The organism is Romboutsia sp. 1001216sp1 (assembly GCF_039841805.1).
Classification (GTDB): domain Bacteria; phylum Bacillota; class Clostridia; order Peptostreptococcales; family Peptostreptococcaceae; genus Romboutsia_C; species Romboutsia_C hominis.
The window spans coordinates 305502-320764 of record NZ_JBDPHA010000001.1 but is presented as its reverse complement, the minus strand read 5'-3'; the positions used below and the strand labels follow the sequence as shown (position 1 = coordinate 320764).

Here is a 15263-nt window from a genome sequence, read left to right as displayed (position 1 = left end):
GGAAATAAAATGAAAAAATTTCTTTCTATAATAATAACTATAATATTATCATCAAGCCTACTAGTAGGATGTAGTTCTAAAGATAATGGAGTAAAAAAGATAGGACTTATAGTATCAACATTAAACAATCCATTTTTCGTAGATCTAAAAGCTGGAGTAGAAGAAAAAGCAAAAGAATTAGGATATGAAGTAGTAGTTCTTGATTCACAAAATGACCCAGCTAAAGAAGTATCTAATATGGAAGATATAAGTGTTAGAGATGTAGATATAGTACTTTTAAACCCAGTTGATTCAGATTCAGCAATAGCATCTGTTATGGTCGCTAATAATTTAAAGTTACCAGTAATAACAGTTGACAGAGCAGCAAATGGAGGAGAAGTTATATCTCATGTTGCATCTGATAATGTTGCTGGAGGAAAAATGGCAGCAGACTTTTTAATAGAAAAACTTGGTGGAAAAGGAAATGTAGTAGAACTTGAAGGTATAGCAGGTTCTTCAGCTACAAGAGATAGAGGTAAAGGATTTGAAGATGGTATAAAAAATAGTGAGTTTAAGTTAATTGCTAAACAAAGTGCAGATTTTGATAGAAGTAAAGGACTTACTGTTATGGAAAATATCATTCAATCAAAGGATAATATAAATGCTGTATTTGCACAAAATGATGAAATGGCTTTAGGTGCTCAAAAAGCATTAGAAGATGCTAATATGAAAGATGTATTAGTAGTTGGATTTGATGCAACAGATGATGCAGTTGAATCTGTTAAAAGTGGGAAAATGGATGCAACAGTGGCACAACAACCGATACTTATAGGAGAAACAGCTGTTGAAGCTGCCAATAAGGTTATAAAAGGTGAGAAAATAGATAAATATATACCAGTCGAATTAAAGTTAGTAAAAAAGTAATTCAATAAAACCTAAATATAAATTGTAAGTATACAAAAAGCTTGATTTTAACAATCAAGCTTTTTTGTTTGTAAGGATTTTATATTAAGTATAAAATTATTTACAACTTTTAATAAAAATTTTATTTATCTTTATATTCAGCACCAGCATTAACTTTAGTAACTTGAACAGCAATCATATCTTCTTTATCAGAGTTTTTAATGCCATGCCATTCATTTGCTTTTACAAAAACTGTACATCCAGTATGAACATTATGTTCTTTTTCTTCAACAGTCATAACTCCAGAGCCTTTTAAAAAGAAAAATATTTGCTCTCCATTTGGATGTCTATGCATTGCCAAATCTTGATTTGGCTTAAAATAATAAACTTCACAAGTGATATCGTTACCAGAAAATACTGGCGTCTTAGGGACTACAGTATCATTGAAATTTGCAGCTTGTGGGTCTAGTAAATGTTTATGATTTGATTCCATAAAAAACCTCCATATATATACGTAATTGAAAATATTTTTCTCAAAATATAAAAATTATATTCAATTAATAAATTTTAAACTATTAGAAATAATTATTTTTATAAATATGGTATAATATTAAAGAGACATAAGGATAGGAGAGACTGATAATATGGATATATTAATAACTCAAGAAGCTAAAAAACAATTTGATAAAATATTAGAAAATAGCAAGCATAAATATATAAGAATATATAAAAATCGTCCATCTATATATGAAGATGCAAAATTAGACTTTATGTTAGACGAAATGAAGGAAGATGATGTACTTCATGAAGTTGATGGATATAAGATAATAATAAATAAAAGATTGGATTGCCAAATATTTTTTATGAATATATCTTATGGCGGGCTAATGAGTAGAGATAAGTTCTCTATAGAATGTGACATTGGACTATTACACTTTTAATTAAAAAATCTCCATCAAAATAAGATGGAGATTTTTTATTTTTAAATCATTAAAAATTAATTACGTCAAAATCTCATAAAAAGCATCTAAAATTATATGAAATAAATATTAACATTCTATTAATGTAAATCATAAGATATATAGCGATAGAAATGTATTTCATTATAAGGAGGTGCATCATGGATAATTCTTGCCCAAAATATGATATTCAAAAAATATTTTCTGGATACAAACCATCTAAACCAAATGCATATGCTCAAATAAATGGAGGACCATTAGCATCTTGTATAAAAGGAATAGTATACCTGTATCAATTAGAAGAGGGGGTATATGTAAAGGCATATATAACAGGAATACCTAGTATAAATAATCAAACTAGTTCGTTTCATGGATTTCATATCCATGAAGTAGGCGATTGTTCAATAGAAGATAAAAATAATCCATTTACTTCTGCAAAATCTCATTATAATTCAACCAACACAGAACACCCTATGCATGCAGGAGATTTACCGCCAATACTATCTGCTAATGGAATAGGGATACTTTCTGTATTTACCAATAGGTTTACTGTAGATGAAGTTATAGGAAAATCTTTTATACTTCATGAAGGATATGATGATTTTACTTCACAACCTGCAGGAAATTCAGGAAAGCGATGGGCATGTGGAGTTATTCATTATTATTAGTAGTTAAAATCTTAAACTTTATATGATTAATATAATAAGTTGTTAAATCTAATAGGATTAGTGCGCTTAAGGATTTGATATTAGGTTTAAATAAAATGTATCACCATTAAAAAGAGTATTTAACTTTTATAATAAAAGAAAATTTTCTTATTATGATTATTCGTTTTTAAATTTTTATAAATATTAATAAAAATTTAAAAAAATATGAATTATTTTTTTAAAAATGGTTAATATATAACTACACAATTAATTGTGTATCTAAGCACACTAGATAAAAGCTCGGATTGCCGAACCTTTTACTAGTACCTATTGGGTGTTTAGAAGACGAGATATTTTATCATATTAGATAGTTCACCTAGGCTAAAACTACCTCATTTTAATCTATGGCTGTTAGCTAATAAGGTCAAAACCAATAGATGGCTAAATGCTAAGAAGCAAGTATTATCTAATAAAAGTCAAAAAGAGGGAAAAGCATATAGCTTTGTAAAAGGCAATAGATTTGATGGTTACACCATTAAATCCATTGTCTTTTATTTTGTTTTTTTATTGTAATCATATTATGCATAAAATTTGGTATGATAGTATAAATAATATAACCAAAAGGGGAGATACATATGAAAATCAAAATAGGGTTACTAGCATTAGCACTTAGTATAACATTAGTAGGATGTTCAGACGCAACAATAGAAAATAATGATAGTACAAACAAACTTAGTATAGAGGAAAATAAAGATACATATAAAGATAATAAAGAACAAGAAATTAATAAAGAAGGAATAGAAAATAGTGATAAAAATGATAATAGTATAAATACAGAAAAAGAAGAATCTATTGAAAATCTAGAAGAAATCAATAAGGAAAATATAAATATTGAAAATTCTAAAGGAGTAATAGATTTTAAATTATACACATTTGACTCTGAAGATAATGATAAAAGGATAGTACTAAAAGACATACATAATATAGATAAAGACGATACGCTAGAAAACAAAATAAATGCTTTATTATCATCTTTAAAGAAAGACTATTTTAAAGATGAAAAAGCAAATATACAATTAGAGTCAATAAATGATGGGATAGCTACAATAAACCTAGTAGATGAAAATTCTTGGAGACAACACTTCCAGGGTTCAACAGGTGGATATATAAATCAAAAGACAATAGTAGAAACACTACTACAAAGAGATTATGATGGTGAGTGGATAAAGGGTGTGAATGTTTTAATAGATGGTAAAAAACAAGAAGTTTTTGATCATGCATCATTTGAAGAAATTTTTTATAGATAAACTAAAAATATAATATAGAGGATAGTTAGCTAGAAGTTAACTATCCTTTACTTATTTTTATTATTTATGTATAAAATATGGTAATATTATAAATAGAACAACGTAGAGGCTTATTTAAATTTAGCCTAGAAGAAAGGAAATAAATATGAAAAAAACATTGGTACTAGCAGAAAAGCCTTCAGTAGGAAGAGATATAGCTAGGGTATTAGGATGCAATAAAGATAAAAATGGATATATAGAAGGAAGTAAATATATAGTAACATGGGCGCTAGGACACTTAGTAACGCTAGCAGATACAGAAAGCTATGGTCAAAAGTATAAATCATGGAATATAGATGACTTACCAATACTTCCAAAATATTTGAAAACAGTAGTTATAAAAAAGACTAGCAAACAATTTAATACAGTAAAATCTCAAATGATAAGAGACGATGTAGGTGAGATAGTAATAGCTACAGACGCAGGGCGTGAAGGAGAACTTGTAGCTAGATGGATAATAGATAAAATACAAGTCAAAAAGCCTTTAAAGCGTTTATGGATATCGTCAAATACAGATAAAGCTATAAAAGATGGATTTAACAAATTAAAAGATGCAAAAGAATATGACAATTTATACTACTCAGCAATAGCTAGAGCAGAAGCTGATTGGATAGTTGGTATAAATGCAACTAGAGCACTCACAACAAAGTATAATGCACAGCTTTCTTGTGGTAGAGTACAAACACCAACATTAGGAATGATATATAAAAGAGAAAAAGAAATAATAGAGTTTAAGCCAAGAAATTATTATGGAATAAATCTAAAATCCAATAAAGGAAATTCAGATATTTTATTTACTTGGATAGATAAAAATAATCAAAGTAGTAGTTTTAATGAAGAAAAGATAGATAAAATAATAAACAAAATAAAAGGAAAAAATTTAAAGATAATAAAGGTAGATAAAACTTTAAATAAAAAATATTCGCAAGGATTATATGATTTAACTCAATTACAAAGAGATGCAAATAAAATATATGGATATTCTGCTAAAGAAACGCTATCTATAATGCAAAAGCTATATGAACACCATAAAGTACTTACATATCCAAGAACAGATTCTAGATATTTAACATCTGATATAGTAGAAACCTTAAGAGATAGAGTTAAGGCCGTTAGTATAAGTGATTACTCTAGAGTATGTAATAAAATACTAAAGTCTAATATAAAGGCAAATAAATCATTTGTAGATGATAAAAAAGTAACAGACCACCATGCAATAATACCTACAGAAGAAAGAGTATTTTTAGGTGAGTTAAGCGACAAAGAAAGAAAAATATATGACCTTGTTGTTAAAAGGTTCTTATCAGTACTTTGCCCTCCATTTGAGTATGAACAAACGTTAATAAATGCTAGTATTGAAGATGAGCACTTTATATTTAAAGGAAATAGAGTGATAAATCTAGGATATAGAGAAAACTATAAAGACTTAGATGATGATGAAGATTATGGTAATGTAATAGTAGTAAAAGAAGGCGAAATTTTAAGTATATCAAATATTAATAAAACTATTGGAAAAACTAATCCTCCATCATATCTAAATGAAGGAAGCCTTCTTACTCTTATGGAAAAAAGTAATCTTGGAACAGTAGCCACTAGAGCAGATATAATAGAAAAATTATTTAATACGTTTGTAGTAGAGAAAAAAGGAAAAGAAATACATATTACATCAAAGGGTAAACAATTATTAGAATTAGTACCAAATGAATTAAAAACACCAGAATTAACAGCAACATGGGAAACTAAGCTTACAGATATATCAAAAGGAAAGCTTAATAAAAATGTATTTATAAATGAAATGAAAGAATACTCAAAAGATATAGTTAGAGAAATAAAGGATAGTGATAGTAAATTTAAGCATGATAATTTAACCAAAAATAAATGCCCAGAATGTGGAAAATATATGCTTGAAGTTAAAGGTAAAAGAGGAAAGATGTTAGTATGTGAAGATAGAGAATGTAATACTAGAAAGACTATATCCCAAACTACTAATGCAAGATGTCCAGTATGCCATAAGAGATTAGAACTTCGTGGAGAAGGAGAAGGAAAGACTTTTGTTTGTAGCTGTGGGCATAGAGAAAAGTTAAGTGCCTTTAACAAAAGAAAAAGTGAAGAAAAAAATAAAGCATCTAAAAAAGATATTAATAAGTATCTAAAAAATCAAAACAAAAATGAGGAAGTATTTAATAATCCATTTGCAGAGGCTTTAGCTAAGTTAAAGAAATAGTATACTAAGTGTAGATATTAAAGAATTTATAAATTATTACCTATAGTAAATAAAGCATCTTACTAAACATAGTAAGATGCTTTATTTTAATTTAAAATAAAAAACTTGTAAACATGTAGAAAAATAATAAAAAATATTGTATACTAGGTTTTAGTACTAGGTAACAAAGGAGAAAAATATGAATAAAAGCAATAAAATAAGATTAAAAGTAATAGGATTGTCTTTGACAGTATTTATAGGAGTATCTACATTTATAGGATATTTAGTTTATGATGGTTCGGTAGGTTCTAGTCAGAAAATAAAAAATGAAGATGTTGTAGAAGTATTTTCAAGTAGAGAAAATAAGCCACTAGAAAGACTTAAAAATTATGAAAATGAAGATGTATTTATAGATTCACCAGAAAATGGTTATAAAATAGAAGCTAAGCTTATAAAGTCAAACATAAAAACAGATAAGACTGTTATATTAGTTCATGGTATAGAAAGTTATTATTATGAATATTTAGATAAGGCATATGAGTACTTAGAAAAAGGATACAATGCAGTTATATATAATCAAAGACATACAGGAAATACTGGAGGAGATGATTATACTTTTGGACTATATGAAAGATATGATTTAGAAAATGTAGCTAAATTTATACATGAAAGATACCCTAATGGTTTACTTGGGGTACATGGACATTCAATGGGAGCAGGTACTGCACTTATGCACTCTAGTTTAAATGAAAAAAATAAATATGTAGACTTTTATATAGTAGATTCACCATATCATGAAATGGCTGATGCAATAAGACTTGGAATAGAGGCTGAAAATATACCACTACTTCCTGTAGGATATGCAAAATTTATGGGAGATATATACACACAAGTAAAATCAGGATTTTCCTATGAAGATGTAAAACCTTATAAAGAAGTTCAAAATATAACTACTCCAATGTTCTTAATACATGGAAAAGAAGATAAGGTATGCTCACCACAAAGTAGTAAGATAATATATGAAAATATACCGCATGATAAAAAAGAATTATGGCTTATAGATAATGTTGGGCATGTAAACGGATATGAAATATTAGGAGATGAATATTTTAATAGAATATTTAACTTTATAGATAAAAATGTAATTAATAATGGATAATAAAAAATGTTAAAATAGTAAGTTATAAACACATATTAAAATTAATATATAAATAATACAATAATAGGAAAAGAGTGATTATTATGGGTAATAAAAAATCAACGAAATATACAACATATGCTTTATATATTTTATACTCAATATCTCTTATATTATTTTTTAAAAATGGTGAAATAAGAAACATAGGTATAGCATCTTTTTGCTTGATAGCTACAATAGCGCTTCATAAGATAAATCAAAAGAATAAAAGGCTTATAAATGACAATTTATATTTAGTATTAGCCTTATTTATAATGATATCTTCTTTATTAGGTTCTTGCTATGATTTTTACGACATAAATCATTATGATGATTTTTTACATGTTTGGTCAGGTCTTATAAGTTGTAGTGTAGCATATTCATTATTGTTATTTTTTAATGATAACAAAATAAAATCTATAAGCAAAATATTTATAATTATATACCTATTTATGTTTAGCATGGGGGTAGCGAGCTTATGGGAAATAATTGAATTTTTATTAGATACTTTTATAGGAACTAATATGCAAGTAGGTGGGCTTAAGGATACAGTTATAGATATGATAGATGCTCTAATTGGTTCTTTAGTTATGATCCCTATAATAATGAGTAGTTATAAGAAATTAAATCTTATTAAATAAAAAAAAATTCCTAGATATCTAGGAATTTTTTTTTATTTAATAAATTGCTTAAGGTAGTTATCCATAGAATCACAAACTTTTTTAGCATCTACAACAGCTTCTATAACAGTCTTAGCTCCATTTGTAACATCCCCACAGGCAAATACACCTTCTCTTGTAGTTTGGCCAAACTCGTTAGTCATTAAAAGTCCATTATTTTTAGTATCAAGACCTTTATTGTTTATAACTATATTGTTTTTAGGAATTTGACTAATAGCTATTAATATGCTATCACATTCATATAGCTTTTGACTTCCTTCTATAGAAACTAAAGACTCAGTGCCATCTTCATTTAATACAACTTCAGTATCTTCAAATATTATACCTTCATCAACTATTTCAACAGGGGCCTTGAAAGTTTTAAATAAAACACCTTCATTTTGAGCTTCATGTATTTCATGCTTTGTAGCACTCATACTATCAAAGTCTCTTCTATAGAATATTTCTACACAATCTGAGCCAAAGTATTTTGCACTTCTAGAAGCATCCATTGCTACATTACCAGCACCTATTACTATAACCTTATTTCCAAGGTCATAACTTTCAGGGGATCTTAGATAGTTAATAGCATAGTGAACATGTCCAAGAGATTCACCTTTTATATCAAGTCTTCTTGGATTCCAAACACCAGTACCGATAAATATAGATTTATATCCATCCTCAAATAGTTTAGATAAAGTAACTACAGGACCTATAAGCGAGTTTATTTTTATTTTAACGCCTAATTCTTTTAGTCTTTTTTCTAATAAATCAATATTAGTTCTTGGCAGTCTAAAAGATGGTATACCATAAGTTAATACTCCACCTATTTTTTCATTTTTTTCAAATATAGTAACATCGTAGCCTCTTAAAGCTAAGTTAAGTGCAACTGTAATACCAGCAGGACCAGAACCTACAACAGCAACTTTAACACCATTTTGTTTTGGTTTTTTTAGAGTTATATCTTCTAAATATTCGCTAGATATTTCATGTTCAATATCATGAAAACGTACAGGTTCACCTTTTATGCCTTTTATACAATTACCTCTACATTGGTTTTCATGTGGACATACTATGGCACATATTGCTGATAAAGGATTATTTTCAAATAGTATTTTACCAGCTTCTTTTATTTTACCATCCTTGTATAGCTCAATAATTTGAGGGATTGGAGTATTTATAGGACAATTATTTTGACATCTTGCATTTTTACAATTAATACATTTGTTGGCTTCATTTAAGTTTTTAAGCATTATATTACCACCCTTTATTATATTATGATATAAAATATGATGTACTAAATTATATTAAAGGTATATTATATATAAATATAAAGTACACTAATTAACTCGAAATAAGTTATATTATGTTATATTATAACAGAAAAAAGGATAATTATATACAGAAATTATTACATGATACCCAAAAATCTGTGTTAAATAATTAATTAATAAAATTATAGAATTAGTTTACTAATAACGTATATTTTAGTAATATATTATAAGGCATAATACATATAATATCGACAATTTTAGGGAGGAAAAGTGTTGTTAAAGAAATTTATAAATAAGGTAAAACATTTAGTAGAACAAAATAAAGATAACTCAAAAATACATAAAAAAGATAAAGTAGTATATAAAGAAGAGATTGTAAAACCAGATAAAAATAATAAAATAAGTGAAATAAAAGAAGTTAAAAAAGATGGAATACATAATGAAGATAGGACTTATAATGAAAGTAAAGAACATAAAAAAGAAAAAATTGAAAATAAAAGTATAGAAATTGTTAGTGAAGACGATAAATGTTATATAAAAGATATAAAAATAAAAAGAGGTATGTCTATTAAAGCTATAGATGTATATACAAAAGAAGAGAGAGTTTTTAAGACACATAAAGAGTGTGCTAAAAATCTAGGAATTCCTATTGAGTATATAAAGGAAAACCTAAAGTATGGATATACTGATTATCTAGGAGGAGCTATAAAGTATTTAAGTAAAGAGTTAAATCTTGAAAAAGAGTATGAAAGTTATTTGGATAGTAATAAAAAGCCCTCTCAGATTTTAACGATATTAAATAATAAAATATTTACTTCAAAAATATCAAAGGAAAAAAGAGAAGAAATATTATGTAGTGATAAATTAGACCCTGTGAAAATGCACTATATATTTGAGTGTATAGATGAAGAGTATGATGAGTATTTTAATAAATATAAATCAATAATTAAAAGAGGGGGGAAAAAGAAAGTAGAACTTATAGACACAAAAGGAGAAGTAATAGAGATATTTAAGTCTTTAGATGAATGTGCGAATCATTTAAAAAAAGATAAAAAAGAAGTTGTTAAAATGCTAAAAGAAAAAAATACAAAAGTAGGTAGATATGAAATAAGATATAGTTTAAGAAATATTTAAATTCATAATAAATTCATAAGCACTTCAATTACCATTCACTTATATATACTAAAATAATTAATGACAGAAATAAGAGTATATTACTTTATTAAATTTTAATTTTATTTACATTTCAAATAATGTAAAATATAAATAGTTATAAAAAATAGGTATTAGGGAGGATGTAAATGTCTGAAGATAAGAAAATAAATAGTTTAGATGAACATGAAATTGAAAATGAAAAGGGAGAAAAAAAAGAAGTAAAGCCAGCTAAAAAAAATAAAGGAATAGTAAAAACTGCTATGATAACTTCATTAGTAGGTATATTATGCATAGGAGTAGGATTTACTACAGGAAAAAATGTTGGAAGAAAGTTACCAGCAACACACAAAAATTATAGCGATAATAAGGTAATAGCAACAATTGGAGATACTAAAATAACGGGAAAAGAACTTGAAAAAAAGATGGAACCTTTATTTTATATAAATGGTAAAACAGAAATGACGGATGAACAAATAAAAGCTTATGAAGATAGCATGATAGATTATATGACTACAACAGAAGTATTATATTTAGAAGGTAAAAAGGATGGTATAAAAGCTACACAAGAAGAAATAGATGCTGAATATAAATCTTTAATGGAAAGTATTAGTAAACAATTTGGAATATCAGAAGAAGAATATATAAATAAATTTGGAATAAGCAAGAAAGATTCTGAAAAAGATTTAGAAAAAGAAATTATAGCTACTAAATATATAAAAAAGGCTTCAGAAGTAAGTGATAAAGAAGCTAAAAACTATTATGATAAAAACAAAGATGAATTCTTAAAGGTTAGAGCATCTCACATACTTCTTAAAACTACAGATAAAGATGGAAATGATGTAAGTGAAGATGAAAAGAAAAAGATTAAAGAAGAAATAGATAAAATACTTAAAAAGGCTCAAGCTGGAGAAGATTTTGCTACATTAGCAAAAGAATATTCTGAAGATAGTAGTAAAGACAATGGAGGAGACCTTGATTTCTTTACAAAAGGTCAAATGGTTGAGCCATTTGAAAAAGAAGCATTTGCTTTAAAAGTAGGTGAAATAAGCAAAGAACCTGTAGAAACTCAATTTGGATATCACATAATAAAAAAGACTGATGAAAAGCAAGAAAACTTTGATGATATAAAAGAAGAATTAAAGTATAAACTATCATATGAAAAACAAAGTAATGTTGTCGATAATTTAATAGAAAAGTATAATGTCCAAGTAAAAGATAGATAATATTTTGCTACAGATATAGGTATTCCTAAATCTGTAGCTTTTATTTATTGTAAAATTTTTTTATTTAACTATAAAGTTATACTTAAATGCAAGAATGATTAGAGTTTAACTTTATGGATAATAATCAAATATGATAATAAAAGGTGTTTTAAAGGAATTTTAGTAAACATATGGAATTAATATAGATATTAGTACACTAAGATTTAATCATAGGTAAAATGAATTGTCATAAAGGATGTGGTTAAATGAAGAAAGTTAGTAAAAACAGCAAGTGGTTATTCATATTAGTATCTTTACCTATATTAGTATTTTTGCAGTACTTTCTTTTTAAATTTGGAGTTTTAAGTCCTATTGTAAGAGGTATAGAACTTAAAGTAGTAAATGGAGATTATGTTACAGATATAGATGAATATACTATAAAATTAAATGATAAAGTTAAACTATCTAGTGGAGATTATATTTGTATACCATCTTATGCAAAAAAACCTGATATTTGGTTTAATGTATTAGATAGTAAGAATATTCTAGAGATAAAAGGAAATGAATTAATAGGTAAAAAAGAAGGAATATCAACTATAGGTGTTATGAAAAATCAAAGAGTACTAAGGAAAGTTAATGTAAGAGTTATAGATCCGAAAGTTGAGGATATAACGTATGATGTTGATAATAATTTAAAGTATGTAGGAGATATTGCTACTATAACATCAGAAGTTAAAGTAGACTATGACAAATTTAAGGAAAAAGAGAAAGTATTTTATGAAAGTAGTAATGAAGATGTTATAAAAATAGAGGACAATAAAATAGAAGCTGTGGGTGTAGGTAGTGCTAAGGTGTATATAAAGTCTAAAGATATGGTAGAAACTTTAAAGTATAATATACAAGCAAAGATTGCAGAAATATCTATAAGTAGTACTATAGAAGTAGGACTTGAAAAAAGTAAAAAGTTAAAACCAGATATAATAACTATGCCTGTTGGACTTAAACATCCTAAGATAAGATATGAACTAGTTGAAAATAAATTAGGAGTAGACAGAAATATAAGTCTTGATAAAAACACAGGAGTTATAACTGGAATAAAAGAAGGAAAAGAAAAGATAAGAATAATCTGTGGTGAAAAAGAAAAAATAGTAACTATAAATGTTAGTAAGGAGTCAGTTACAAGCAACAAAGTAGAGAATATAAAAGCTTTATATGAGATAGTAGATGGTAAACTTTTAGTTAAATTATCTTGGGATTATATAGATGATGTAAATGAATATTATATATACTTAAAAAATAATTCATTAAATGATCCAGATTTTAATTTATATGATTCAATAAAAGTACAAAAGGATAAATTAGATTCAAATACTGTACACAAAAATATAGAAATAGATTTAATAGATGGTAAAATACCAAATATAAGCATATACGTAGCTGGTAAGACTAAATATGGTATGACAAATCCAAGTAACACTATAAATATAAAACCAATAGATGAAGATATACAGAATGTAGAAGTTAAAAATCTAAAAGCATCTATAGATAATAATAATAATTTAGCAACACTTACTTGGGATAAATTAGATATAAAAAATGTTAAATACAGTATTTACGTTAAAAACAACTTAAATCAAGATGAAGGATTTGTGCTTTTTGAAAGCAATATAGAAAGTAATAAATATACAATAAAACTTTCTGATGAAAATGTAGACCTAGAAGTTTATGTAAAAGCTAATAAAGATGACAAATATTCAAAACATAGTAATATTGAAATTATAAAAAGAAAAGTTAGCGATGAAGATGTGGATATAGAAGAACCAGTAATAAATCATCAATAAAAAACATATAAGTAGATATACTTTATTAGAGGAGAGATGGTTTTGAGAAGAAGATATGAACAAATAAGCAGTGCTTCAAAAGACTTAGCAGAAGAAGCTTTTAAGTCATATGCAGGCAAAAGAGACTACAAAAGAGCCATTGAAATCTATTCAATATTATCTACGTATACATGTATCCCAAAAGATATATCAGACTTTTCTAAGAAGATGTTATCTAGGCTTAGTAAAAAAATCGAAGAAAATTCATAAAATAAAAGGAGTGGGTATCCACTCCTTTTATTTTTTTATATCATTTACTAGTTCTAAATATCCACTTGGATGGAAATAGTATATATCACTAGTATTTTTATCAACAAAATATCCAATATCTGTTTCTACATCTGGTAAGAATACATATCCTTCAAGATTTTTAGATTTTAGATATTCGAATTTACTAGCATCTCCTTGATATATATAATCTACTTTATCATTATATTTTATAAGAAGGTTTTTAGCATCTTCTTTAGTAAGTTCATGTTGATTATTTGAAATTGTGATAGCAGGTTGAGCAAAAACAACTTTTTGTAAAGGTTGTTGAATAATTAAACAACCACATAAGATAGATAAAACTATAATTGCCTTTTTCATAATACACCAACTTTCATAAATTATTTTAATTATATAAATATTATTTCTATAATTAAATATTAACATAATTATCAAAATATAATAGTTACACCCCTGTTACTTATGATTACAATATCGTAATTAATTTATACATAAACAGTAAATATATAAAAAATGAGTAGCATATGCTACTCATTTTTTATATATTTAGTTGATTTTGTTTATAATCAAAAAATTTATTAAGATATATCTTTATAACACCCATTATAGGAACTGATAAAATCATACCTGGTATACCAAAAAAACCGCCACCAATTGTTACAGCAAGTATAGTTAAAAATGGACTAAGCCCTAGCTGACCACCGACTATTTTAGGTTCTATAAAGGCAATCTCAACTTGTTGAACCAGCATTAAATATACTAATGAAAATATTGCTATACTAGGGTTATAAAATATATTTATTAATACGACTGGTGTCATACCAATAACAGGTCCAAAATAAGGAATTAAGTTTGTAACTCCCATTAAAACTCCAAATAATAAAGAATATGGAGACCCAATAAGCTGAAGACCTATACCTGATATTAAACCAACTATAGCAGAATCTATTATTTTTCCTGTGAAATATTTACCTATATTTTCGTTTAAGGTACTTCCAATATCTAAAGTTAAATTACAAAACTTTTGACCAAATATTACGTTTAGAGTCTTTTTATAAAATGAAAAGAAATCTTCTTTTTCGAGAATAATGTAAAAGCATATTATAAACGCTAATACAAATTGTACAATAAATTTAGATATTGAGAATGTAGTTGAAAATACTTGTCCTAAATATCCTATTAGTAAATTACTTATTTGTGGCATAGCAGAAAATAGTTTATCTCCTACTGATTTTAAAGTATTTGGATCAACATTTTTTAAGCTATCACCAATCTGTATAAGAAAAGTTTGAGTCTTTTCAGCATATAAAGGAACTTGACTTATTATATCTGCTAAACTACTTATTAATATAGGTACTGTAATGAATATGAAAGAACCTATTATAAGAAGTAAAAATCCATATGTTATACATAAAGCAAATATCCTTTTAATCTTAAACTTATTTTCTAAGAAACTAACAATAGGAGTGAATATATATGCTAATACAAATGCTATAACAAATGGAGTTAAAAGCGAAAATAAAACTTTCAAAATACCTAAGAAGTACTGATAATTATCTATAAGTTTTATTATTATATAAGAAACTACTAATGTAAGTACGAGACTTAGATTAATTTTTTTATTTTTCAAATTAATACATCCTTTCTAATC

At 26.2% G+C, this 15263-nt stretch carries 15 protein-coding genes; 11 read left to right on the top strand and 4 right to left on the bottom strand.

The features are described 5' to 3' along the window. Positions 1-9: 9 nt before the first annotated feature. Positions 10-903, top strand: a complete 894-nt coding sequence (rbsB, locus tag ABHC41_RS01640; RefSeq protein WP_195580907.1) for a ribose ABC transporter substrate-binding protein RbsB — start codon at positions 10-12, stop codon at positions 901-903. Positions 904-1024: 121 nt separating this feature from the next. On the opposite strand, the gene ABHC41_RS01635 is transcribed toward rbsB, so the two are convergent. Then, positions 1025-1375, bottom strand: coding sequence for a cupin domain-containing protein (locus ABHC41_RS01635; protein ID WP_195236901.1), 351 nt, complete (start codon positions 1373-1375; stop codon positions 1025-1027). A gap of 151 nt (positions 1376-1526) precedes the next feature. On the opposite strand from ABHC41_RS01635, the gene ABHC41_RS01630 reads away from it, so the two are divergent. The 6 genes from ABHC41_RS01630 to ABHC41_RS01605 all read left to right on the top strand — a co-directional run bounded on the left by ABHC41_RS01630 (position 1527) and on the right by ABHC41_RS01605 (position 7855). Then, entirely contained in the window at positions 1527-1823 is a 297-nt protein-coding gene (locus tag ABHC41_RS01630; RefSeq protein ID WP_195236902.1) for a hypothetical protein, read from the top strand. Between the two features lie 179 nt (positions 1824-2002). Beyond that, complete coding sequence (locus tag ABHC41_RS01625; protein WP_092926812.1) at positions 2003-2509, top strand: superoxide dismutase family protein; 507 nt, start codon at positions 2003-2005, stop codon at positions 2507-2509. Between the two features lie 614 nt (positions 2510-3123). Next, positions 3124-3795 (top strand): hypothetical protein, encoded by a 672-nt coding sequence (locus ABHC41_RS01620; RefSeq protein ID WP_195580908.1) that lies wholly within the window; start codon positions 3124-3126, stop codon positions 3793-3795. Between the two features lie 145 nt (positions 3796-3940). Continuing rightward, entirely contained in the window at positions 3941-6058 is a 2118-nt protein-coding gene (locus ABHC41_RS01615; RefSeq protein WP_195580909.1) for a DNA topoisomerase III, read from the top strand. A gap of 178 nt (positions 6059-6236) precedes the next feature. Beyond that, positions 6237-7196, top strand: a complete 960-nt coding sequence (locus ABHC41_RS01610) for an alpha/beta hydrolase (RefSeq protein WP_195236906.1) — start codon at positions 6237-6239, stop codon at positions 7194-7196. Between the two features lie 83 nt (positions 7197-7279). Next, complete coding sequence (locus tag ABHC41_RS01605; RefSeq protein ID WP_195236907.1) at positions 7280-7855, top strand: hypothetical protein; 576 nt, start codon at positions 7280-7282, stop codon at positions 7853-7855. A 32-nt stretch (positions 7856-7887) separates the two neighbouring features. On the opposite strand, the gene ABHC41_RS01600 is transcribed toward ABHC41_RS01605, so the two are convergent. Further along, positions 7888-9126, bottom strand: a complete 1239-nt coding sequence (locus ABHC41_RS01600) for an NAD(P)-dependent oxidoreductase (RefSeq protein WP_092926802.1) — start codon at positions 9124-9126, stop codon at positions 7888-7890. A 294-nt stretch (positions 9127-9420) separates the two neighbouring features. Between ABHC41_RS01600 and ABHC41_RS01595 the strand changes: the two genes are divergently transcribed. From ABHC41_RS01595 to ABHC41_RS01580, 4 genes are all read left to right on the top strand, one after another. Next, positions 9421-10281, top strand: coding sequence for a hypothetical protein (locus ABHC41_RS01595; RefSeq protein WP_166505026.1), 861 nt, complete (start codon positions 9421-9423; stop codon positions 10279-10281). A gap of 167 nt (positions 10282-10448) precedes the next feature. After that, positions 10449-11525 carry a peptidylprolyl isomerase gene (locus ABHC41_RS01590; protein ID WP_195236908.1) on the top strand — a complete coding sequence of 359 codons (1077 nt, stop codon included), beginning with the start codon at positions 10449-10451 and terminating at the stop codon, positions 11523-11525. A gap of 245 nt (positions 11526-11770) precedes the next feature. Then, positions 11771-13345, top strand: coding sequence for a hypothetical protein (locus ABHC41_RS01585; protein WP_195236909.1), 1575 nt, complete (start codon positions 11771-11773; stop codon positions 13343-13345). A gap of 42 nt (positions 13346-13387) precedes the next feature. Then, entirely contained in the window at positions 13388-13594 is a 207-nt protein-coding gene (locus ABHC41_RS01580) for a hypothetical protein (RefSeq protein WP_195236910.1), read from the top strand. 27 nt (positions 13595-13621) lie between these two features. Here the strand turns inward: ABHC41_RS01580 and ABHC41_RS01575 are convergent, their stop codons facing one another. Together ABHC41_RS01575 and ABHC41_RS01570 are read right to left on the bottom strand one after the other, a co-directional pair. Continuing rightward, positions 13622-13972 (bottom strand): hypothetical protein, encoded by a 351-nt coding sequence (locus ABHC41_RS01575; protein ID WP_166505029.1) that lies wholly within the window; start codon positions 13970-13972, stop codon positions 13622-13624. Positions 13973-14150: 178 nt separating this feature from the next. After that, complete coding sequence (locus ABHC41_RS01570; RefSeq protein ID WP_092926793.1) at positions 14151-15242, bottom strand: AI-2E family transporter; 1092 nt, start codon at positions 15240-15242, stop codon at positions 14151-14153. Between the last annotated feature and the right edge of the window lie 21 nt (positions 15243-15263).